The organism is Novosphingobium profundi, assembly GCF_018491765.1.
Lineage (GTDB): Bacteria > Pseudomonadota > Alphaproteobacteria > Sphingomonadales > Sphingomonadaceae > Novosphingobium > Novosphingobium profundi.
In genome coordinates this window covers 180,556-203,684 of record NZ_JABWCU010000001.1, presented here as the reverse complement: position 1 = coordinate 203,684, position 23,129 = coordinate 180,556, and the positions used below count along the sequence as shown (strand labels likewise).

General features: G+C 64.8%; 19 protein-coding genes. 13 read left to right on the top strand and 6 right to left on the bottom strand.

Annotation, left to right across the window (positions count from 1 at the left end):
• Positions 1-178: 178 nt before the first annotated feature.
• The 9 genes from HT136_RS00960 (at position 179) to HT136_RS00920 (ending at position 11,031) form a co-directional block, all read left to right on the top strand.
• Positions 179-1,636 (top strand): sensor histidine kinase, encoded by a 1,458-nt coding sequence (locus tag HT136_RS00960; RefSeq protein ID WP_343222074.1) that lies wholly within the window; start codon positions 179-181, stop codon positions 1,634-1,636.
• Positions 1,629-2,081, top strand: a complete 453-nt coding sequence (locus HT136_RS00955; protein ID WP_214196839.1) for a response regulator — start codon at positions 1,629-1,631, stop codon at positions 2,079-2,081. Before HT136_RS00960 ends, HT136_RS00955 begins: the two co-directional genes overlap by 8 nt.
• Positions 2,078-3,904, top strand: a complete 1,827-nt coding sequence (locus HT136_RS00950; RefSeq protein ID WP_214196837.1) for a putative bifunctional diguanylate cyclase/phosphodiesterase — start codon at positions 2,078-2,080, stop codon at positions 3,902-3,904. The genes HT136_RS00955 and HT136_RS00950 overlap by 4 nt, the downstream gene beginning before the upstream one ends.
• A gap of 262 nt (positions 3,905-4,166) precedes the next feature.
• The gene (locus tag HT136_RS00945) at positions 4,167-4,562 is read left to right on the top strand and encodes a glycine zipper 2TM domain-containing protein (RefSeq protein ID WP_214196835.1); all 396 of its coding nucleotides are present in this window, start codon (positions 4,167-4,169) and stop codon (positions 4,560-4,562) included.
• A gap of 511 nt (positions 4,563-5,073) precedes the next feature.
• Positions 5,074-5,832, top strand: coding sequence for an SDR family oxidoreductase (locus tag HT136_RS00940; protein ID WP_214196833.1), 759 nt, complete (start codon positions 5,074-5,076; stop codon positions 5,830-5,832).
• A gap of 78 nt (positions 5,833-5,910) precedes the next feature.
• The gene (locus tag HT136_RS00935; protein ID WP_214196831.1) at positions 5,911-7,152 is read left to right on the top strand and encodes an SAM-dependent methyltransferase; all 1,242 of its coding nucleotides are present in this window, start codon (positions 5,911-5,913) and stop codon (positions 7,150-7,152) included.
• A gap of 100 nt (positions 7,153-7,252) precedes the next feature.
• Positions 7,253-8,467 (top strand): argininosuccinate synthase, encoded by a 1,215-nt coding sequence (locus HT136_RS00930; RefSeq protein ID WP_214196829.1) that lies wholly within the window; start codon positions 7,253-7,255, stop codon positions 8,465-8,467.
• 182 nt (positions 8,468-8,649) lie between these two features.
• The gene (locus HT136_RS00925) at positions 8,650-9,174 is read left to right on the top strand and encodes a septal ring lytic transglycosylase RlpA family protein (RefSeq protein ID WP_214196827.1); all 525 of its coding nucleotides are present in this window, start codon (positions 8,650-8,652) and stop codon (positions 9,172-9,174) included.
• Positions 9,175-9,603: 429 nt separating this feature from the next.
• Complete coding sequence (locus HT136_RS00920; RefSeq protein WP_214196825.1) at positions 9,604-11,031, top strand: hypothetical protein; 1,428 nt, start codon at positions 9,604-9,606, stop codon at positions 11,029-11,031.
• Here the strand turns inward: HT136_RS00920 and HT136_RS00915 are convergent.
• From HT136_RS00915 to HT136_RS00905, 3 genes are all read right to left on the bottom strand, one after another.
• On the bottom strand, positions 10,963-12,588 hold the full coding sequence (locus tag HT136_RS00915; protein WP_214196822.1) for an oligosaccharide flippase family protein: 1,626 nt from the start codon (positions 12,586-12,588) through the stop codon (positions 10,963-10,965). The genes HT136_RS00920 and HT136_RS00915 overlap by 69 nt on opposite strands.
• A complete protein-coding gene (locus HT136_RS00910; RefSeq protein ID WP_214196820.1) occupies positions 12,582-13,616 on the bottom strand; it encodes a glycosyltransferase family 2 protein in 1,035 nt (344 codons plus the stop codon). Before HT136_RS00910 ends, HT136_RS00915 begins: the two co-directional genes overlap by 7 nt.
• A 103-nt stretch (positions 13,617-13,719) precedes the next feature.
• Positions 13,720-14,847: an acyltransferase family protein gene (locus HT136_RS00905; RefSeq protein ID WP_214196819.1), complete on the bottom strand. Its 1,128-nt coding sequence runs from the start codon at positions 14,845-14,847 to the stop codon at positions 13,720-13,722.
• 564 nt (positions 14,848-15,411) lie between these two features.
• On the opposite strand from HT136_RS00905, the gene HT136_RS00900 reads away from it, so the two are divergent.
• Positions 15,412-15,663, top strand: a complete 252-nt coding sequence (locus tag HT136_RS00900; protein ID WP_246543232.1) for a helix-turn-helix domain-containing protein — start codon at positions 15,412-15,414, stop codon at positions 15,661-15,663.
• Between the two features lie 17 nt (positions 15,664-15,680).
• On the opposite strand, the gene HT136_RS00895 is transcribed toward HT136_RS00900, so the two are convergent.
• Positions 15,681-15,866, bottom strand: a complete 186-nt coding sequence (locus HT136_RS00895) for a hypothetical protein (protein ID WP_214196817.1) — start codon at positions 15,864-15,866, stop codon at positions 15,681-15,683.
• Between the two features lie 400 nt (positions 15,867-16,266).
• The gene (uvrA, locus tag HT136_RS00890) at positions 16,267-19,164 is read right to left on the bottom strand and encodes an excinuclease ABC subunit UvrA (RefSeq protein WP_214196815.1); all 2,898 of its coding nucleotides are present in this window, start codon (positions 19,162-19,164) and stop codon (positions 16,267-16,269) included.
• A gap of 254 nt (positions 19,165-19,418) precedes the next feature.
• Here uvrA and HT136_RS00885 point away from each other — a divergent pair, with 254 nt between their 5' ends.
• The 3 genes from HT136_RS00885 (at position 19,419) to HT136_RS00875 (ending at position 21,296) form a co-directional block, all read left to right on the top strand.
• Positions 19,419-19,823: a hypothetical protein gene (locus tag HT136_RS00885; protein ID WP_246543231.1), complete on the top strand. Its 405-nt coding sequence runs from the start codon at positions 19,419-19,421 to the stop codon at positions 19,821-19,823.
• A 538-nt stretch (positions 19,824-20,361) separates the two neighbouring features.
• Positions 20,362-20,739 carry a UrcA family protein gene (locus HT136_RS00880; RefSeq protein ID WP_214196811.1) on the top strand — a complete coding sequence of 126 codons (378 nt, stop codon included), beginning with the start codon at positions 20,362-20,364 and terminating at the stop codon, positions 20,737-20,739.
• A gap of 155 nt (positions 20,740-20,894) precedes the next feature.
• Positions 20,895-21,296 carry a hypothetical protein gene (locus tag HT136_RS00875; protein WP_214196809.1) on the top strand — a complete coding sequence of 134 codons (402 nt, stop codon included), beginning with the start codon at positions 20,895-20,897 and terminating at the stop codon, positions 21,294-21,296.
• A 6-nt stretch (positions 21,297-21,302) separates the two neighbouring features.
• Here HT136_RS00875 and HT136_RS00870 read toward each other — a convergent pair whose 3' ends face one another.
• Positions 21,303-23,120, bottom strand: coding sequence for a mechanosensitive ion channel family protein (locus tag HT136_RS00870; protein ID WP_214196807.1), 1,818 nt, complete (start codon positions 23,118-23,120; stop codon positions 21,303-21,305).
• Between the last annotated feature and the right edge of the window lie 9 nt (positions 23,121-23,129).

Sequence of the window (23,129 nt, the reverse complement as noted above, 5' to 3'; positions counted from 1 at the left end):
GCCAGGTGAGCAATCCCTAGGGGCAAACAACCAGGCCTACGTTCGCGGCACAAAAACCAATCGCCCCTACCCTGACCAAGGTCGGGTAGCGGGCAGTGCCGGAAAAGATGACGCACAGCCCCCAAGCTGCCTGACCATTGCCGTTGCGGCATGGCGAAGACATCGCGGGGGAATGCGCGTGGCAACTTCAATATCTTGCGGGACCGAACTTCCAAGCGGATTGGCGCATGCCCCGATCGGTGCCCTGCTGGTGGAACGCAGCGGCTTGATCCGGGCCGCCAATGGCGCCGCGGCCGGGATTTTCGGAGAGGCCGACCCGGCTTCACTGCAGCACACCCTGATCTCGGTGTGGCTCGGCGAGAAGGATGCCGAGACGCTGAGCCAGATGATCACGATTCATTTCGATTCGCCGCTCGAGGCGCGCGCCGGATGGACCCGCCGCATGACGCTTCTCAGCAACGAGAGCGACGAACACCCGATCGAAGTCACTCTTACGCCCTATCCCGAAGAGCACGAATGCTGCGCGATCCTCTTCGTGCGCAGCCTCATGCGGGTGCTGACGGCGGAGAGGCGGTTCGCCCAGATCTTCGAGACATTGCCGGTCGGTCTTCTGGTCATCGATATTCGCCACCGCATCGTCAAGGCCAACCGGACACTCGCCTCCGACTTCGGCTACACCCGCGAGGATCTGATCGGCCAGTCGCTCAATATCCTTCTACCGCCTCGCTATCGCGCCGTGCACGCTGGCCACATCAAGGCCTATAGCGAAGCCCCGATGTCACGGATGATGGGAACCGGGCGCGATCTGACCGGCCTGCACCGATCCGGCCAGGAAATTCCCATCGAGATTGCCCTGACCCGGCATGAAAACGTCAGCCAGCCGCTGTTCATGGCGATCGTCACCGACATCACCCATCGCAAGCGCGCCGAAGTGGCGATGCAGCAGACCAATGCGCAGCTGGAAGAGTTCACCTACGTCGCCAGCCACGACTTGCGTTCACCTCTTCGCGGTATAGCCGATCTCGTAAGCTGGATCCGGGAAGACCTGGACCAGAGCACCTTGTCGGAAGAGGTCATTCGCAACTTCGATCGCGTGGCCATCCGGATCGACCGCGCCGAGCAGATGATCGACGACCTGCTCAATTACGCACGCATCGGCGTTCGCGACCCGCAGCTCGAACTCCTGCAACCGCGCGAACTGATCGACGAAGTGCTGTCGCTGGTCGCAGTGCCTTCCGGCTTCGACGTCACGGTCGATGTCGATGCGGGCGCGCTGCAGGCAGCACGGGCCCCTCTGTCCGCCTCGCTGCGCAACCTCATCAGCAACGCCATCAAGCATCACGGAAGCGAACAGGGTCATGTCGCCATTCGCGCCCGCGAGGAGGGACGCTTTACCGTCTTCACGGTCGAGGACGACGGGCAGGGTATCGCCCCCGGTAACGAGGAACGCATCTTCAAGCTGTTCCATCGCGGCTCGACCCGCGTCGAGGGCGATGGAGTCGGCCTCGCCTTCACGCGAAGGATGATCAACGCCAACGGCGGCATGATCGCGGTCACCTCCCCCGGGGAGATGGGCGGTGCCCGGTTCGACGTCTACTGGCCCCGCATCCTGCTTAGGGAGTTCGACGATGCTTGAATGCGCCGAGGGACTGGACGATTTCACGGTCCTCATCGTCGACGACGACGATGTCGCGCTCGAAGGGGTCCTGCGCTCCTTCAAACGCAATGAGGTGCGCTGCCAGACCCTCACCGCCAGCGACGGCCGGGAAGCGCTGGCCATCCTGAACGGCGTGCATCCCTCGAAGCATATTTCCCCGCCCTATATCGTCCTGCTGGACCTCAACATGCCGGGCATGGACGGATTCCAGTTTCTCCATGCGCTGCGCACGACCCCCGAGCTCAAGCGCACCGTCGTCTTCATCCTCAGCACCTCGGCCCGCGAACAGGACATGTGCCGCGCCTACGACGAACAAGTTGCCGGCTACATGGTGAAGTCTGCGGTCGGCCCCCAGTTCGCGCGCCTCGCCGACTTCATCCGAAAATACACATGTACCCAGAAGCTTCCACGAGAACGCTCATGAAGCATGCCACGATCGAAAAGGCTGCTGGCGCGGATGCCGCCCCCGACACGCAAGAGCCCCTGCACGTGCTCATCGTCGACGACGACGACGTGGATCGGGAAAAGCTGTCCCGGCTGCTGCACCGGTGCCCCTGGCGCATCGAAGTGAAGGAAGCCGCGTCGCGGCGCGAGGCGCTCGACCTCATCCGCACCCCGGAAACCCGCTTCGACGTCGTCTTTCTCGACTTCGGACTGACCGACGGCGATGGTCGCGATCTCCTGCCGCCCATTCGCGAGGAACTCGACCCCGACTGCCCGATCATTGCCGTCACGGGGCATGGCAGCGCGCAGATCGCCGCGGATTCGATCAAGCTGGGCATGACCGAATTCCTCACCAAGCGCATGCTTTCGGCCGAAAAGGTGGCCGCCTCGATCGAGGAGGGTATGGCCTGGCGTCAGGATCGGCAAGCCTTGCGCCAGGCGGAAGCGGAACTGACCCACCGCAGCCTCCACGATCCCCTGACCGACCTGCCCAACCGCACCTTGTTCTTCGATCGCCTGACCCAGGCCTGCGCGCGCGCCAGGCGAAGCGGCGATGCCTTTGCCGTGCTGATGGTCGACCTCGATCGCTTCAAGGAAATCAACGACAGTCTCGGCCACGCCGCGGGAGACGTCGTGCTGCAGACGATCGGACGCCGCTTGCGCTCGCACTTGCGCGAAGTGGACACGGTGGCTCGCCTCGGTGGGGACGAGTTCGCGATCCTGCTCGAGAACATCGCCACGGTCGACGCGGCCATGGCGATGGGCGACAAGATCAGCCAGCTGATCCAGCAACCCGTCCTGCATGACAACCGCGTGCTCTATGTCGGGGCCTCGCTCGGCATCGCCTTGTGCCCGCAGCTCGGCTATACGCCGACGGCGCTTCTTTCCGCGGCGGACAACGCGATGTACGAGGCCAAGGCCGGGATCGAGAAGACGTGCCTTGCCCGCAGCCAGCAATCCGACGACACCGAAGCACTGGACAGCAAGAGCCTGCTCGAGGAGCTTGCGCAGGCAATCGCGGACCATGCGATAACCTGGCATTGGCAACCCAAGATCGACCTGGCGAGCGCAACGGTCACCGGCTTCGAAGCCCTCGTTCGCTGGCAACCTTACGACAGCGGCAATATCTCGCCCGAGCAATTGATCCGCATCGTCGAACAATCGCCGCTGATCGAGCCCTTCACGGTTCTCTGCCTCGATACGGTACTGGGTCAATTCGCCTCGGTGCAGGATGCCTGGCCCGGTACTTCGGTCTCGATCAATGTCTCGGCCCGCATGCTGGAGCGCCCCAGTTTCGTGGAAAACGTGCTGGGCGCGATCGAGATCCACAAGATCGCGCCCGAGCGTGTCATTCTCGAACTCACCGAAACCGCCCTCATCGCGCACCCCGCGCAGGCCCGCCGCGTGATCGAGCGCTTGCGACGCCATTGCCTGCGCCTTTCGATCGACGACTTCGGTGCGGGTTTCACCTCGTTCGGCTACTTGCGCGAATTCACCGTGGACGAAATCAAGATCGATCGTTCGTTCATCTCGCGCTGCACGCAGAGCGCCTTCGATCAATCGCTCATCACCTGCCTGGTGGTCCTGTGCGACAGCCTGGGCATCACGCTGGTCGCCGAAGGCATCGAGGACGACGAGGTGCGCGCACTGCTCATCCACCTGGGCTGCCCTTCCGGCCAAGGCTATGGCATCAGCCGGCCTCTCGCGTTCGATGCGCTGCAAGGCTGGATGCACAAATGGAACTCTACTGCGCACCCGGTCGTCGAGGTCCTTCCCGTTCCACCGCGCCAGGCGGCCCGGTAACGCAATCCATCCTCGACCAGTCCCGCCGCGGGCACTTGGCTTGCCTCTTTCACGGGCTGTCGCGGTCACGCTGACGCGCCGAATGGCCTATCGTCCTAACCGGTTGGTGCGCGGATCGGCCGGTCGCACGGACGGCGCGCCCTGCCGCTCAATCGCAAATATGTCACCTGCACGATCGCGCGGTTCATTTGCAGTTGGGGGAAGGCGCGTCAAAGCGTTGCATCAAGTTTGCAATGCTCAGTGTGTGCGAAAGGAAGTTGAAATGAAACGTGCTCTGTTGGTTCTGGCAATGGCGACGGCGGCTGTCAGCCTGCCGGCGACCTCGGTGCTGGCCGACCCGCCCCACCATGCCCCCGCACACGGCTATCGCGACAAGCATGATCGTGGCCATTCCCCAAGCCACTACGATTCGCGCGGCCGGTACCGCGACCCGCGGCCGATCAGCCGCAATTCGCACGTCTGGCGCGGACACGATGGCCGCTATTACTGCCGCCGCGACAACGGCACGACGGGCTTGCTGATCGGCGCCGGTGTCGGCGCGCTTGCGGGTCACGAACTGGCGGGCAATGGCGATCGCACGCTCGGCGCCGTTCTGGGCGGTGTCCTTGGCGGCGCGCTGGGACGCGAGATCGATCGCGGAGACATCCGCTGCCGGTGATCCGTGCAGCATCGAGCTTCGCCCCAGGGCGCGGCGAGGACGGTCGGGGGGCTCCAACGCCCCCCTTCTCGTTTTGAAGGACATCGCTTGCACGTTCGCGGCGGACCGAGGTCGCGTTGGCTGAGAGTTCGCGCCATGGCGCGCCCGCGGGCTTGCATAGTTCGCCGCGGGGGTTGCGACGACCGGGACGTCCCGAGCGACGCCGGCTTCAACGGAGCCCCCAAATTCGCCGCCGGCACGCGGGCTGCATCTCCCCGATCGCCCCAAAAATGCCGTCCATCCGCTTGATCCCGGTCCCCCACCGTGGCGATGTCGAGCCGAACGCGCAACGGCGCCTGCGCACCCCATCGAAGGGTTTTTGCGCAGTGCCCCCCTTCCCTCGCTGCCCCCGGTATGCTCCATAGGCACTTATGACTAATCGTCCGCGTCTTGAGTCTGCTTTTCCGCCGGAAAGCCACTGCCTGTCAGGTCGTTCAAGCGGACCTTGTCGCGCCGTAACAAACCCTCATCCATGACCACGTCGCGCAAGAGCGTCCTGATTACGGGCGGAGCCAAGCGGATCGGCTCGGTAATCGCCAAGGCGTTTGCGGACGAGGGATGGCATGTGGTCATCCACTATGGAAAATCACGCGATCAGGCCGAGAACCTGAAGCAACGCCTTCCTTCCGCCGAAATCATCTCGTGCGACCTCAACGACACCGCCGCCGCGAACGCCATGATCCATGAGCTTGCCCAGCGTCTCGACGATTGGAGCGCGCTCGTAAACTGCGCGGCCGTCTTCGATCTCGACACGGCGCAAGCGATGAGTTCCACCATTTTCGACACCGCCATGCGGGTCAATGCGGCGACCCCGGCCTCGATCGCCCAAGCCTATTTTCGCCATGCCCGTGCCCGAGGCGGCCGCAGCCTCATTCACGTCACGGACCAGAAACTGGCCAATCCCAACCCGGACTTCTTTTCCTACACGATGAGCAAGCACGCCCTCGCAGCCACGATCCCGATGCTCTCGATGGCCCGGTCGAACGACCAGGACCGGGTCTTCGGCATCGCGCCGGGAGCTATTCTCGCCAGCCACGACCAGCGCGAGGAGGAAACCGAGGTCTCGCACCGGATGAACCTCCTGCACCGCAAGACCCCGCCCGACGAGATCGCCCGGACGGCGCTGTTCATGGCGAAAGGCTGGCTTGCCAGCGGCCAGACCGTGTTCGTCGATTCCGGCCAGCACCTCGTACCCCAACCCCGCGACGTGCTGTTCCTGGCACGCGCCTGAAACACAACGCGCCTACGGCAAATTTTGCCCATACCCCGGTGATTTGCATCAAGTCACAGCAAGCGACGACAGGATACGATGGCCCTTCTAGACAAGTTCCTCGAGAGTGGCGTTCGCCACGGCACACTTGAAGTCTCCCGGCCGGATGGGTCGACCACCCGTTTCGGCAAGTCCGCTCCGGGCTATCCCGATGTCCGCCTGCGCTTTACCGACAAGGCGGGCGAACGGCGTATCCTGCGCGATCCGCGCATCGGGGCCGCCGAAGCCTTCATGGACGGGCAGCTGGTCATCGAGAGCGGCGACATCATGGAACTGGTCCAGCTCCTGCGCGCCAACGCCCCCTGGGATCGCGGCGGCGAAGTCAAGGAAACGACCGCGTTCAAGAAGGCGGCCGGCAAGGCGGTCACGCTGATCGACGGCATCAACCGCGCGGCCAGCGCAAAGAAGAACATCGCCCATCACTACGACATCGGCAACGATCTCTACAAACTGTTCCTCGACACCGAGCACATGCAGTATTCGTGCGCCTACTGGCCCGAGGAAGGCATGACGCTCGAGCAATCGCAGACCGCCAAGCTCGCGCATATCGCGGCCAAACTGGCGCTCGCGCCGGGCCAGCGGATCCTCGACATCGGCTGCGGCTGGGGCGGAATGGCGATCTATCTCGCCAAGCACGCCGACGTCAGGGTCCATGGCATCACCTTGAGCGAGGAGCAGATCGAGCTGGCCAAGGTTCGCGCCGCCGAAGCCGGCGTCAGCGACCGCGTGACCTTCGAGCTTGTCGACTACCGCGAACTGCCCAAGCGCGGCGAGAAGTTCGACCGCATCGTTTCGGTCGGCATGTTCGAGCACGTCGGCCAGGCGCAGTTCAAGCAGTTCTTCAAGTCCACCGCCGAACTGCTGAGCGACGATGGCGTGATGCTGCTCCACACGATCGGACGCATGGGCGGGCCCGGCACGACCGATGCCTTCACCCGCAAGTACATCTTCCCCGGCGGCTATATCCCCGCCCTCAGCGAGACGGTGGCCGCCAGCGAGAAGTTCCGCCTCATCGCATCGGACGTCGAGAACCTGCGCCTCCACTACGCCTTCACCTTGCGCGAATGGTACAAGCGCTGCGTTGCCAACAAGGACGCCATCGTCGCGCTGATGGACGAGCGTTTCTACCGCATGTGGATCTTCTACCTCGCCGGGGCGACCGCCGCCTTCGAAAGCGGGTCGATGTGCAACTACCAGATCCAGTACACCCGCTTGCGGCGGACCCTTCCGCTGACCCGCGACTACATGAGCGCGGCCGAAAGCGCCTTGCGCCGACGCTGAGGAACGAAGGCAAGGTGCAGCATACCGTTGCACACGCGGGCGCGTGCTGATAGGCGCGCGTCCCGAAGAAGCGTATTTTCTCGCGGAGAACACGGCTACCATGTCCGATATCAAGAAGGTCGTCCTCGCCTACTCGGGCGGGCTCGATACCAGCGTCATCCTCAAGTGGCTTCAGGTCACCTACAACTGCGAAGTCGTCACCTTCACGGCCGACCTGGGCCAGGGTGAGGAACTCGAACCCGCGCGCGCCAAGGCCAAGCTCATGGGCCTGCCCGACTCGAACATCTACATCGACGACCTGCGCGAGGAATTCGTGCGCGACTTCGTCTTCCCGATGTTCCGCGCCAATGCCCGCTACGAAGGCGACTACCTGCTGGGCACCTCGATCGCGCGTCCGCTGATCTCCAAGCGCCTCATCGAGATCGCCCGCGAAACCGGCGCCGATGCGATCGCGCACGGCGCCACCGGCAAGGGTAACGACCAGGTCCGCTTCGAACTCTCGGCCTATGCCCTCGATCCCAACATCAAGGTCATCGCGCCCTGGCGCGAATGGGACCTCAACAGCCGCACCGCGCTCATCGCCTGGGCCGAGCAGCACCAGATCCCCGTCCCCAAGGACAAGCGCGGCGAGAGCCCGTTCTCGACCGACGCCAACCTCCTGCACACCTCGTCGGAAGGCAAGGTCCTCGAGGATCCCTGGGAAGAGACGCCCGATTACGTCTACTCGCGGACCGTCAACCCCGAGGACGCGCCCGATGCGCCCGAATACATCACGATCGACTTCGAGAAGGGCGACGGCGTCGCCCTGAACGGCGAGGCGATGAGCCCGGCAACGCTGCTGACCGCGCTCAACGAGCTCGGCCGCAAGCACGGCATCGGCCGCCTCGACCTCGTCGAGAACCGCTTCGTGGGCATGAAGTCGCGCGGCATGTACGAGACCCCGGGCGGCGAGATCTACGCCCGTGCGCACCGCGGCATCGAGCAGATCACGCTCGATCGCGGCGCCGCGCACCTCAAGGACGAGCTCATGCCCAAGTACGCCGAGCTCATCTACAACGGCTTCTGGTTCGCCCCCGAGCGCGAGATGCTCCAGGCCGCGATCGACCACAGCCAGGAAAAGGTCAACGGCACCGTCCGGCTCAAGCTCTACAAGGGCCTTGCCTCGGTGGTCGGCCGCAAGTCGCCCAATTCGCTCTATTCCGAGCGCCACGTGACTTTCGAGGACGACGCCGGCGCCTACGACCAGAAGGACGCGGCAGGCTTCATCAAGCTCAACGCGCTGCGCCTGCGCCTGCTCGCCCAGCGCGATCGGTGATGAACCTGCGTTAAGGCGTCCGTCGCAAATGCGCATGGAATCCCGGCGGCCCGTTGCTTCAGCGCGACGGGCCGCTTTCGTTGGAGTCCCATCCTTGAGACTTCGCCTGTAAAAGCCTCCCCATCGTCAACGGCCCAGCGGGGTAGGTTTTGCAAGTTTCACGCTTCGGATTGTTCGCGGCCATGGCCGCGTCGGTTACGCTCCCGCTTTCCGGGCCCGTGCACGCCGACGCTTCGTCCGCCGCCGTCGACACCGTCGCACCGCTTGCTGCGGTCGCCAGCGTGAGCAGCGCGGTTGCCGCGCCCGCTCCGGCCACCGCCGAACCCGCTCCCACCATGTTGGTCTCGCGCCCGGTGGTACAGGCACTTCCCGCTTCCACTGCCGAGGCCGACGAAGATTCCTACGAATTCATCGGTACGGGCATCGCCAGCTTCTACGGCGTCAAATTTGCCGGCCGTCGCACCGCCAGCGGCGCGATCTTCGATCCCGAGGGCCTCACCGCCGCACACCCCACCCTGCCCTTCGGCACGCACCTTCAGGTGACCAACGCCAGCACGGGTGAAAGCGTCGTCGTCACCGTCACCGATCGCGGTCCTTACCACAGCAACCGCGTGATCGACCTTTCCAAGGCCGCCGCGCGCGAAATCGGACTTATCGCCCGCGGCTCGGGCAAGGTCGAACTGGCTGTCCTTTCCAGCGACAATTGAACGTCCTACGGCTGCGACCCGAGGATGGCCCGGCATTTTCCGCCCCGTTTCGGGGGGTCGGACCGGCGCGATCTGGAGGGGGTGGGGGGGGACTGACCGCGCCGGTCTTCACTCCCGATAACGGCAAAATCGCCCAGCCGTTCCCCGCGCTTCACCTTTTTTGATTTTTGCAGGTCGCGCCCGCGGCTCAAAGCGTGCCGACGGGCCCCGGCTGGCGCATTCCTGCGCAGACATGCGCACGGTTCGTGTCACCCCCGCAGCGCTAGACGGCCTCTCGCTTTCCTACCCACCCCCCCACACCTCGTCGCCGGCACGCAAGAAGATCGCTGCGTTGCCAAGTCCAGGCGACAGGTGCTTGCGTCCCCGCACAAGAAAGCCCATGCCAAAGCGATGCGGGGCTGGGGCGACATGCGTTGGAATCAGTGGCTTTTGCCCGCATTCTTCCTGCTGGTCGTCATCGCCCTTTGCCGTGTCTCGGCCTTGCGCGATCCGGTGATCGACGAATTCTGGACGATGCTCTTCACCGAGCCGAACCGCACGTGGAGCGCCGGTTTCGCGATGTGGTCGGGAGATACCGGGCACCCGCCGGCCTACTATGCATTGATGCGGGCCCTGGCCGGGATCCTTCCTCAGTCGGTTCTGTTCGGACGCCTTGCAAACCTGTTGCCACTTGGCCTGTTCCTGGCGCTGGCAAGCGCACAGCGAGGGCGCGAGCACCGCCGGTTCGCGTTTCACTTTTGCCTGGCGCTGCTGCCAGGCTTCTTCGTGGTGGAATACTTCGCCGAACAACGCGCCTATTTCGCTGCGCTCATGGTTCTTGCAAGCCTCGTGCTGGTGCTGCGAGGGGACTTCGTTCCTGTTCCCAGCAGACGGCGGACCCTGGGGGCAGCGCTGCTCGCCTGCACTCTGGCGGCCCTCAACTACACCCAGTTCCTGGCTGGCGTGGCGGTTCTTGGCGGATGCGTCGTCGCCCATTGCCGTGGTAGGCGTCGGCAGGCGGCACTCGGCACCTTGCTGGTCCTTGCCTGCGGGCTCCTGGTGATGATCGCGTGCCTGCGCAACGGTGCGCGCTTCGAAACGGTTCCGTCCCCCTATCGCATCGACATGGCGGGCTTTGGCCGCGACCTCGCGATGGTCATAGCCTTGGCCTGCCTTGCCAATCCCTTGTTGACGATCCGGACCCTGCGCCGCCCTGCGCATGACGGTGACGGCGCAGGAGGCTTCGCCTTCGCCATGGCCCTCGGCCTGCTTTTCGCCGTTCTGGGCTACACGCTGGTCAATCTTGCCACCCATGTCCTGATCGAGCGGCACGTCATCGCGCTGGGCGTGCTGGTCGCCGCCCTCCTCGCCGCGCTGGTGCAGGATCGACTCGGCGAGAAGAGCTACTGGCCCCACGCGCTCGTGGTCACCGCCCTGGCAAGCTTGTCCGTCGCGTGCCTGACGGTGGCCGGACAACGCAACTTCACGCAGGCGGTCCCCCATCTCGTCGCCCGCCAGAAAGCCTGCCCGCAAACGCGCATCTTCGCGCTCGATCCCTCCGTGTTGGGGCCGCCCCCCCAAAGCGCGAACGCCCGCCAGCGCGTCGCCGCGATCGCCAGCGGATATGCCTGGACCCAGGCGCACAGGACGTTGAAGCTCGAGCCGCCCGGTGCTCCGCGCACATTCCCCGAGGAATGCGGGGGCGCGGTCTGGATGGCCCATCTCCACCTTGCGCCGGACACCGATCCGAGGGACATTCTCGAAAAGCTGGGTTTCCGACTTGCGGCGTGGCAGGCGCATTCGGCCCGGCTAATGGCGTTCCCCGACACCGTCATCATCGCGGTGCCGGGCCGGGCCCGATCGCGCGAACTTCGCTAGATTCAAGCGGATCTTCGCCGCCTGGCCTGCCTTTCGCCGCAGCAGGACGTCTTGCATTACGCGCCGCGTGCGCTGGCGCACGGGATCAAAACAGGGATCGAGCCGCCAGATCATCACGGTTGCCCCGCCATAGAGCGTAGCCGTCGCCAGGCCCACGATCACGCCCGAGACGATCGGTGCAAACAGGCCAAGTTGCCCGTGGAGAAAGCGCCCGAACAGGGCACTGGCGATTCCCGCACCAAGTGGGAAGGCAACCTGCCGTAGTACCTGCGCAAAGGAGACCGGGCTCGCCCGACTCGCAAGAAACATCCCTGGCAGGAAGAGCAGCAGCATCGTTCCGCTGTAGGCCCTGGCCATTGCGAGCGGCCCTCCCGCGATGGCCAGGGCGAACCCCAGAAGCAGGGCGAGCGTGGAGACGATCGACCAGACCATGAGCGACTTGCCCCGACCCAGCGAGACGTAGATCCAGTTCACCGTCGCGAGGAGGTTGAGAGAAAACAGGGAAACGGACAATGTCAGGAAGATCTCCCGGGATTGGTCCCAATGGCTCCCGAACGTGATCAGGATGACGGCATCCGAACAGGCGATCAGGATCGCCGTGATGCCTGAGGAGACCATCGCCGTGAGGCCAAGTGCTTCGAGGTAGATCCTGCGCCAGCGCTCGGGCTCGGCCTGAACTCGGCTCAAGGCCGGCACGATTGTCGCATTGAACGGGGCGGTGATGAGCTGCGTGGGAATGGCAAGGAGCAGGTACGCCCGGTTGTAGAAGCCCAGCGGCGCCGCGCCCCACCGCCAGCCGATCAGGATGTCGTCGATCTGGCGCTGTAGATAACTCAGGAACTGCGAGAGGGTGAACGAGGCGCCGAAACCCAGCACCGCCCCTGGCGCCTGCCCCTTGAAACCCAGAGTTGGCCGCCAAGGACACCACCACCAAAGAAGCCCCGCCGTCACCACGGCCGCGACCCAGACCTGCACGACCAGGGCCATGTATCCGCTATGGAAGAACCACGCGCAGGCAAGCGCGCAAACGGCCCCGGCCGCCTGCCCGACCAGACTGGAGAGTTCCAGCGGCTTCCAGCGCATCGTGCGGCGCAGGATGGCCGCATGCTGGCGCCCCGCCGCAACCACCGGGATGGAGGCGGCCAAGGCGATCACCAGCCCCGCGACCCGATCATCCGCGAAAAACCAGCCCGCCAGGGGCGCCAGCGCGACCAGCAAGGCCATGCAGACCAACCCGATCGCGGCGCTGGCGTAGAACAAGATGTTGGACGCTGCCTGGTCCAGCTCGCGACGTTGCACGGTCGTCAAGGTGACCCCCGGCTCGATAAAGACGGCGGAGAGCGCCGTCACCGCGTTGGCCATGGCGACAAGGCCGAAATCCGCCGGCGTCAGCAGGCGGGCGAGGCCGGCAAGGGCGAGGAACTGAACCACCACGCGGGCAAGCTGCGCGGATATGGCGACCGCGCTGCCATGGGCGGTCCGCCCCGTCAGGTCCGAGCCGTCCCCTTGCGGTGCAAGCGCTGCACGATTGGTCCGGGCGCGCGCGAGTTTCAGCACCCGGACACGCCTGGCTTGCCGTGCACGGGCTGGCCGCCTGCAGGGGCCGGGCGAACGGGAAGTTCACTCTGCGGAATCAGGCCCTTGGCGATCATCCGGCGCGTCACGCGCGCATGCCAGCGCCAGCGCCCGGACGCCACCAGCTTGAACACCGCTCGATAGAGGTACGCGCCCAGCAGCGAGAGAGACCAAAGTCCCGCCGAGGTACGCCGGTGGTGCCCGAGCGCGCGGGCCATCTTCAGTTGCCCCCTGCCCTCACCCATCCGCCCGAGAGCGAACAGGTGATGCGCAAGATTGCAGCGAATGAGAGCCCCCGCCTGCGGATATTCGTCAAAGACCGCGCCATGCAAATCGAGAACCGTCTCCATCGCGTCCACGTAAGCCTTGAGGTTACTCGAAATGTTGCCAGGGGTCATATAGGCGTGAACAAGCGGCTCATCGACCAGGTCGAATTCGTAGAGCCCACTGAGCCGGATCGCCAGTTCCCAATCCTGCAGGCGCCCCAAAGTCTCGTGAAAGCCGCCGACCGCGTCGAGGCATGCGCGCGGAACCAGAAGTGTCTGCGTGCTGACGAAATTGCCTTCGAGCAATGGAGCCACGATGCGCCCTCGGCGCGGCGCGATGCCCGAATGGGGCGTATAGGCCGCGACGCCATCCTCGCAGCGCATGAAGCCGCAATAGATCACGCGGTCGCGTGCCGCGCCCAGCACGGCGAGCTGGCGCTCGAGCTTGGTCGGGTGCCAGACGTCGTCGCTGTCCTGAAAGGCCAGGATATCGGCCCGCGCCAGTTCGATACCATGGTTGCGCGCGGCGCAGGCGCCCGCGTTGCGGGGCAAGGCGACATAGCGCAAGCGTGGATCCGTAAGCGCCGCCATGACCCGCGCGGTGTCATCTTGCGACCCATCGTCGACGACGATGACTTCGATCTGCGCGCAAGTCTGGCCCAAAATGCTCTCGACGGCGGCCGCGATCGTCGATGCGCGGTTGTACGTGGGAATGATGACACTCACGATGGGTTCTGGCGTCATTTTCCGGACTTTCACGTTCGATCTCGCAAACACGGGTGGCCTGGTGGGCCAGGATGAGCATGCGCTTGGGAAGTTCGACTAAGCCGAAATCCTGCTCTTATGGTTAATCCGATCCCAAATGCGCCCCGGCGACCGTGTTGCGCCGATCACGTCGCCTCCGGGGCCACTTCTCCTCGAAGGCCTTCAATCTTGGCCGAAGCAACCTCATGACCGGCTTTTCGAACAAATGCCAGGAAAGCAGCCCCGCACCGATGCTAAGCGGCAGAGCGAGAGCGACATTGAGCGCGCTCGTGCGCGACCACGCCCACTGGTCCGCCACCAGTTGCTGGATGACGTAACCATAGAGATAGACACCATAGGAACAGTCGGCCAATCCGCTCGGCAGGACCATGCGCGGACTGCAGGTTCCCAGGAAAACCGTCGCGTACACGGTTGGAAAGAGCGCCAGGTACTGCCCTCCCGGCACGAAGAACATCAGGATGCACGCCGCCAGCACGCACATGCCAAACAACTCCCAACTCCAGGGCAGTTCGCCACGGTAGAGATGGAACGCGACGCCGGCGGAAAAATAGACCAGCAGATCCAATCCCCAGACATGCCCGACGAGGACCGTGAAGCCGCCATGTTCGATGGAATTCGTCGTCGCGGCGACGAGGATCATCGCGCCGATCGCCCAAAGGATCAGTCGCCTGCGATGCCCCAGCCCCAGGAGGATGAGGACGGACAGGCAAAGATAGCAGATCAGTTCCCAGGGCACGGTCCACAACTGGCCATTCACGACATCCGGCTTGGGCGCCGTCGCGAACACCCCCGGCAACCGATAGCTGATGTGACCCGTGACGTTGACGAGGTAGCGAAAGAACTGCGGGTCGAAAAAGTAGGCCTTCCAGGGCAGCGAGGTGACCAGCGGCCCCACGAGAAACGCGGAAAGCAGGACTTCGCAGACCAGTGCCGGATAGATGCGGATACCCCGCAGCATGAGGAACATCGCCAAGGACTTGCAGCGCTCCATGCTGCCCGCCACGAGGAACCCGCTCAAGGCAAAGAAGGCCGGCAATACGAATTTGAGCGGAGCGGCCAGTGCGGAGTTGAAGAAATCAACCCCGGCCTGTTCGCCGCGGGCAATCGTCGGGGCATGGGTTACGACGACCAGACAGGCCAGAACGAGGCGCATGTAGTCAAAGCCAGTCGGCCGAAAATCATGCAGTTCCAATTTTCGGGCGATCGTCAACCGTTCCGATAGCCGCACCAAAATACCCCCACGCCGAATCACCCGATTTCAGATTTCGACTAAGTTCGAATACCATGCGTGTGAAGTGCGTTAACAAGTCCGGCGCGGACAACCTCACTTACCGGCATGAACCTGATCTTTTTTCGCGTGTTCGGCGGCCAAGAACTGCTTCACCACAAGCCAATCCTGTCGGCGTCACCTTTTGGCGTACGCCGACAGAGCGTCGGGTTATGGCGGGTCGGCGCGCGACAGAACCGACAGATAGCAGCACCCAGGAACGCCCCCGCTCCAAGGTCCCCTCCGGAGCTACGGCAAATCCGCCTAACGCCCGCTAACCTTGCCAAGAATGAACACGATCTGTCTCGCGCTGCGGCGAACTAGCCAAATCACTAACCAACCCCCAGCATCCTTAAGGGCCTGTTAAGACTTTAATCGACTAGAGAATTAGACCAAACATCTGAATTCATGACATAAATTATCAGAAGATAAGGTCAATTACATAGTTTTCACATGGCCTGCAAATACAAAATATATACAAACAATGCATCGTGGATCACAAAGAAGATGCTGACAAACATGCCTTATTCGAAGACCCATGGTTGGCTGAGTAACCGCCAAATTGAATGTCTACGGCTCGTAATGGATGGAAAATCGTCCAAGGAAATTGCCCGGGAACTCGAGATCGCACCCTCGACCGTCGACAACCATATCAAGCTGGCGCTTGCACGCCTCAATTGCGAAACGCGCCGCCAAGCTGCACACCTCATCGAAAGTGAAAGTGCTTTCCAACCCGACGATAAGGCTCGACGAAATTAGGAGCACCAATTCTGCCATCACGCTGCACGCGAACCCACCCGCGTACGCACGTCGTCGTTGCCGTCCCTGCGGAAATCCAACGCGTACAGGTCTTCCAAACCCTGATCGAGATCGCGTTCGAGTTCGCGCCCGTACGGATCGCCCTCCTCGATCATCCCCGGAATCCGGGGACCGCTCCATGTGTTGAGCCACTTTTCGCGCACGATGGCGTGACCATTCCTCCCATGCATTTGGAGCGCGATGGCGCAGCGCAAGCACAAGCCGTCGAAGTGATCGCTACAACTGCGAACCTCGCGCTGGGTAAGGTTCGAAGTGATGCCCTGTAGAGCGCGCCATTGCGAGCCGGGGGGCGAGGATCTGGGCCAAGAGCGCGAAAGTGCCCTTCACCTTGAAGCAGCTACGGGCTTCACGCCGAGGCAGGCATGACGGCCGATTGAACACGTGGCAAACCGAGGTCGCCGATTTGAGGAACGCGAGGGCAATGGCCCTCGAATTCCTCCCGGTTAAGGCAGCCCAGGAATGCTCCAGCTTCCCGCCTTTGCCAGGCTGTCGAAGTGAGGAAACGCGATGATGCGCAAGGGTGTTTTCACCCCTTGCGCATCGTCAAAGCAACGGCTTGAGGTAGTGCCCGGTGAACGAACGGTCGTTCTTCACGACTTGTTCGGGGGTGCCGACGGCAACGATCTCACCGCCGCGCACGCCGCCTTCCGGCCCGAGATCGATGATCCAGTCGGCGGTCTTGATCACATCAAGGTTGTGTTCGATGACGACGACCGAGTTGCCCTGCTCGACGAGACGGTGGAGCACCTCGAGGAGTTTGCGCACGTCCTCGAAGTGGAGACCAGTGGTAGGCTCGTCGAGGATGTAGAGGGTCTGTCCGGTGGATCGGCGCGCGAGTTCCTTGGCAAGCTTGACGCGCTGCGCCTCGCCGCCCGAAAGCGTCGTCGCCTGCTGGCCCACCTTGATGTAGCCCAGACCCACTTCGGTGAGCATCTGCATCTTGTCGCGGATCGGAGGCACGGCCTTGAAGAACTCGACCGCGTCCTCGATGGTCATGTCGAGCACGTCGGCGATCGAGTGGCCCTTGAACTTCACTTCCAGCGTCTCGCGGTTGTAGCGCTTGCCGCCGCATTCCTCGCAGGTGACGTAGACGTCGGGGAGGAAGTGCATCTCGATCTTGATGAGGCCGTCGCCCTGGCAGGCCTCGCAGCGCCCGCCCTTGACGTTGAAGCTGAAGCGCCCGGGCTTGTAGCCGCGCGCTTCCGATTCCGGCAGCCCGGCGAACCAGTCGCGGATCTGGGTGAAGGCGCCGGTGTAAGTCGCCGGGTTCGAGCGCGGGGTGCGCCCGATCGGCGACTGGTCGATCTCGATCACCTTGTCGCAATGCTGGAGCCCGGTGATCTTGTCGTGCGGTCCCGCGATCACGCGCGCGCCGTTCAAGGTGCGGCTGGCGCCGGCCTGGAGGGTGTCGATGGTGAGCGAGGACTTGCCCGAGCCCGAGACCCCGGTGACGCAGCAGAAGGTGCCGAGCGGAAACTCGGCGGTCACCCCGGTGAGGTTGTTGGCGCGCGCGTTGTGGACGACGACCTTGTGGCCGTTGCCCTTGCGCCGCTTCGTGGGGACCTCGATCTTGCGCTTGCCGGTGAGGTACTGGGCGGTGAGGCTGGACTTGCTCTTGAGCACTTCCTTGAGCGTGCCCTCGGCGACGACCTCGCCGCCGTGGACGCCCGCGCCGGGGCCGAGGTCAACCACGTAGTCGGCGGTGCGGATGGCGTCCTCGTCGTGCTCGACGACGATCACCGTGTTGCCGAGATCGCGCAGGCGCTTCAAGGTTTCGAGCAGGCGGTCGTTGTCGCGCTGGTGCAGGCCGATCGAGGGTTCGTCGAGCACGTAGAGCACGCCCGAAAGCCCCGAGCCGATCTGGCTGGCGAGGCGAATACGCTGGCTTTCGCCGCCCGAAAGGGTTCCGCTCGTGCGGTCGAGGTTGAGGTAATCGAGCCCGACGTTGTTGAGGAAACCGAGGCGCTCGTTGATCTCCTTGAGGATGGCCTTGGCGATCTGCGCCTGCTGGCTGGTAAGCTTCTCTTCGAGGCTGCCGAACCAGGCATAGGCGTCGGCGACCGAGAGCCGCGCGGCGTCGGCGATGTCGCTCTCGGCCAGCCGCACGCAGAGCGCTTCGGGCTTGAGGCGCTTGCCGCCGCAGACCTCGCAGGGCTGCGCGGTCTGGAAGCGGGTCAGCTCCTCGCGCATCAGCGCACTGTCGGTCTGGACGAGGCGGCGGTGGAGATTGCCGATCACGCCCTCGAAGGGCTTGGTGACGGTGTATTCCTTGCGCCCGTCCTTGAAGGTCAGCGGCACGGGCGCGCCCGCGGTGCCGTAGAGGATGACGAGGCGCACTTCGCCAGGCAGGTCCTGCCACGGGGTCTTGAGGTCGAAGCCGAAGTGGGCGGCCAGGCTCGCGAGCACCTGCATGTAGTAGGGGCTCGGCGGGTTCGACTTGGCCCAGGGCACGAGCGCGCCCTGCTTGAGCGACAGCAGTTCGTTGGGAACGACGAGCTGGGGGTCGAACTCCATCTTCTCGCCCAGGCCATCGCAGGCCGGGCACGCCCCCTGCGGCGCGTTGAACGAGAACAGGCGCGGCTCGATCTCCTCGATCGTGAAGCCCGAGACCGGGCAGGCGAACTTTTCCGAGAACACGATGCGGTTGGCGGGGAGCCCGGCCCCCTTTAGGTTCGTGCCGGTGGCATCGGCCCCTTCCGCCTCGCGCCCGGGCACGACGCCCTCGGCAAGATCGACGTAGGCCAGCCCCTCGGCCAGTTTCAGCGCCTGTTCGAAGCTGTCGGCCAGGCGGGTCTGAATGCCGTCTTTCACCGCAATACGGTCGATCACGACCTCGATGTCGTGCTTGAACTTCTTGTCGAGCGCAGGCGCATCCTCGATCGCGTAGAGCTCGCCGTCGATGCGCACGCGGGTGTAGCCCGCCTTCTGCCACTCGGCCAATTCCTTGCGGTACTCGCCCTTGCGCCCGCGCACGACGGGGGCGAGGAGGTAGAGGCGCGTGCCCTCGGGCAGTTCCATCACCCGGTCGACCATGTTCGAGACGGTCTGCGCCTCGATCGGCAGGCCGGTGGCGGGCGAATAGGGCACGCCCACGCGCGCCCACAAGAGACGCATGTAGTCCCAGATCTCGGTCACCGTCGCGACCGTCGAGCGCGGGTTGCGGCTGGTCGTCTTCTGCTCGATCGAGATGGCGGGCGAGAGGCCGTCGATGTGCTCCACATCCGGCTTCTGCATCATCTCGAGGAACTGGCGCGCATAGGCAGAGAGGCTCTCGACGTAGCGGCGCTGACCCTCGGCGTAGATCGTGTCGAAGGCAAGGCTGGACTTGCCCGAACCCGAAAGCCCGGTGATGACGATCAGCTTGTCGCGCGGCAGGCTGATGTCGAAACCCTTGAGGTTGTGCTCGCGCGCGCCGCGCACGGTGATGTGGGTGAGACTCATGGGGGGCTTTGTTCCAGATTTGTTCGCGCCAATCAAGGTGGCGGGCCGAGGATTTCTCCGTAGATAGGCGCAGCCCTGCCAAGCGCAATGCCCCTGCCCCGTTTCGCGACCTGCCTGGCCCGCCGCCGATACGTGGGCAGTTTGCGACGAGCGGTGGAACGTTTCGTCGCATCGCTTTTGCAAAGGTTGCGCATCCTACGTTACAAGAGCGTAGGGACACGAATAAATCGGGGTTTGACATGAGGGTATCGCGCTTGGCACCGGCATTGGCCGTGCTCGTTTCCGTTCTGGCCGCACCGGCGCTGGCCGACGATCCCAAGGACCCCGCGATGCGTTCGCGCGCGGCGCGCGAGGCCGACGCGGCCGAGATCCGCCGCCTCAACCGCGAGGAAGCCGCCTATGTCCAGCAGCGCGATGCGCGCTATGCGCAAGGTTGGCAGGACTGGCGCGACGCCCGCGACGCGCGCGGCGGCTACCAGAGCCGCAGCGGTTCGAACTATGCCCAGGATATGCGCGACCACGATGCAGGCCGCAGCGCCGCCGACGACGACCGGCGCAGCTACGCCCGCGCCCGCGCCGATTACGAGGCCGCGATGGCCGAGTGGCGCCACGACGTTTCGGCGTGCCGTGCAGGCTATTACGAACACTGCGCGCGCTGAGCCCCTACGGCGACGAATCGTGCAAAATTGTGCATCTTCCGGGCAGGGCCATTAGTCATCCGGATACTTACGTAGCTTATTTTCCACGATAAACGCTTCGTCGCAGCCAGCGACCGCCCTGCACCACGTGCGCTTTTGTAAACTTTGCCATCTCGCGCGACGAGGCGTATAACCCCGACTCATCGCAGGGAGAGGTCGCCCCAAAGACAAGTTGCGGCAACGACGGCACCCGGCCGGACAGCCCGCTCGCCCCCGCCTGCCGAGCCCCGCCCAGCGGGCCGGAAACAGGGGCTACGAGACTGGATGGCAGGGTGGATCGGCAGGCCGAGACAGCGGACACGGTCCGCCGACAGCTTTTGCCGATTTCGTCCGACACGCGAAACCCCGCCACGCGCAACGCACCGTGCCCGCCTGCTGCCCGATGACGCAGCCCGCCCGGCACGCGAACCTTTTGAGACTAATTCCACGCAAAGCTCGTTCCGGCGCTCTCGCGCCGGAGCCCGTCTCCCTGTGCGCAACCGATATGAGGAGAACGACCATGAGAAAGCTTGCCTATGCCCTTTGCGCGCTTGGCGGTGCGCTGCTCACCACCCCAGCCCTTGCCGACGTCGTCGTCGAACGGGCCATCTCCAACGACCTGCCCACCGTGCTGGTGCGCTACACCGATCTCGACCTCGACAGCGCGGACGGTCTTGCCACGCTCGACGTGCGGCTAGGCTCGGCCGTCAAGCGGGTCTGCGGCTACGCCGACTTGCGCCAGTTGCGCGAGCACGCCCAGATGCGCGAATGCCGCGTGGAATCGCTTGGCCGGGCCTATGCCGACCGCGACACGATGCTCGCCGCGCGGCTCGAGGCGCGCGGCGATCCCAGCCGGCTTGCCATGCTCGATGCACGGGGCCTGCGCGTCTCGCGCTAGCCATCGCCCCGTGACAGCCCCGACCCGCCCCGACGATCCCCCGGGGCGGGCCGGTGGTCCGACACGTTGATCGGCCTTTGCTCCAAGCGCTTGCAACGGTAAGACTTTCCCGAGATCGGCGCGCGATCACCGCGCCCCGGAGAAAGGAACCGAGAATGCGCCCCGTGCTGCCCCTGACGCTAGCGATCTGCACCCTGATGGCCGTCCCCGTCCAGGCGCAAGTCCCCGAGCAGACCCCGGTCGCACCCACGGCGCCTGCCGAGGATCCCGCCGTTGCCGCGCGCGTCGAGGCGAACCGGGTCCAGGCGGAACTGGCGCAGGACGCCGCGCAGAGCACGCTCGCCAGCCGCAAGGCACACGACGACGCCGTGCGCGCCGCGCGCACCAAGAGCGAGAGCGACGAAGCTGCCTACATGGCCGCGCTCAGCGCCCACCGGAAGGACGTGGCCAAGTACGACGCCGAGCAGGCCGAGTGGGAGAAGATCGTCGCCGCCTGCAAGCAGGGCGACCGCAAGCTCTGCCCGCCCAAGGGCAAGACCGCTCCCAAGCGCAAGTAGGCGCGCTCAGGCGGGGGTGACATCCTCGCCGTCCGCATCGTCGTCGTCGACCGCGTGCGGGCTGTCCTGCGGCGCATCGTCCGGATCGTCGAGAACCGTCTGCACTGGCGCAGCCCCACGTTCAGGCCGCGCCGGCAGCGCGGATGGCGAGGTGCCGCCCGCGCGCGCGATCTGCAGCGTCTGGGTGGGAAAGGCGATGCCGATCCCGGCCTTCTCCAGCGTCGCGAAGATCACCAGCAGCAGGTCCTGCTGGATGACCAGGCTTTCGTCGTAGTCGGCCGCGGCGATGTAGGAGAAGATCTCGATGTTCAGCGAACTGGCCCCGAAGGCGACGAAGCGCGCGCGGTAGCCCGGGCGAACGATGCGGTCGTTGCCCTCGAGCACGCCTTCGATCGCCTCGACCGCCTCGAGCAGCTTGGCCGAGCCGATGCCGTATTCGACCCCGATCACCGGGTTGAACAGGAAACGATCGCGCCGCGCGTAGTTCTCGATCTTCTGCGCCGAGAGGTCGCCATTGGGGATCGTCACCACGGTGCGCTGGAGCGTGCGGATGCGGGTCGAGCGGATGCCGATGTCCTCGACCGTGCCGAGCACGTCGCCGATCTTGCAGAAGTCGCCGATCTGCACCGGCTTGTCGGCGATCAGCGAGACCGAGCCGACGAGGTTTTCGACCGTCTTCTGCGCGCCGAGCGCCAGCGCGATGCCGCCGATGCCCAGCGCCGCGATGCCCGTCGTCACGTCGATCCCGAAGGTGTCGAGGATCGCCACCAGCACGCCGAACAGCAGCAGGATCTTGGCGGTGCGGCGAAGCAGCGAGGCGACCGAGACCACCTGGCGCTGGCCCCGCGCCTCCATGCGCGCAATCACCATGTGCGAAATCGCGTCGATCAGGCGGACCAGGAACCACGTCAGCGCGGCGGCCGAGAACAGGCCGATGTATTTCAGCATATACTGGCGCGCGATGATCGAGACCGGCAGGCTGTCGGCCCAGATGCGGATGACGATGCTGGCGAGGAACAGGCTGAAGGGCGGCATCGCGGTGCGCGCGAAGCCAAGTGCCGCATTGGCATCGGCGTTGCGCACCAGCCGCCGCGCGATCGCCAGCAGGGCCGTGGTGACGAGCTGGAACGCCAGGAACACCACGGCGGCAAGCCCGAACAGCACGCCCCAGTCCTCGAGCCCGGCACCCGCGACCTCGATCTCGCCGTTGTCCTCGAGCGTGGTGGTCTGCGGGTTCATGCGCCCGACGATGTCGCTGGTCTGGCGCGAGACTTGCCAGATCACGGTGCCGTTCGCCTCCTGCGAGCGGGTCAGCACGATCGGCGTCTTGCCCTTGTCGCCCAAGTTGCCGACATATTCCTGCTCGGGCGGGAGGTCGTCGTCGAGCACGCCCTCGCTCTTGTCGGACAGCTCGGCGAAGGCGTTGAGCGAGCCGCCCTGGTTGAGCACCGCCTCGAGCTGGCGCGCGCGGGTCGCGCCGTTGTCGGCATCCTCGAAGAAGACCGCGGCCTCATCTTCGTCGCCGTCGGCGAGCGCGCCGATCAGTCCCTGGACCATCCCACGCGGGGTGCCGCGCCCATAAGGGTCGCTCGGCGCCTCGCTGGCGGGGGCGGTGGTGGAGCCGTCCGAGCTTGCGCTGTCCGAGCTCGCGCCGGTCGCGGCGGCCTCGACGGCTTCGACGGCTTCGACGGGCGTCTGCGCGGCATGGCCGGGCGCGGGCAGCGCCGGGGCGAGCGCCAGCGCGGCAAGCGGCAGGATACGAAAGAGAATGCGCATGAAGGGGGCGGGAACTCCGGTCAGCCGGACCCATAGCGACGGGCCCATGGAGGTTTG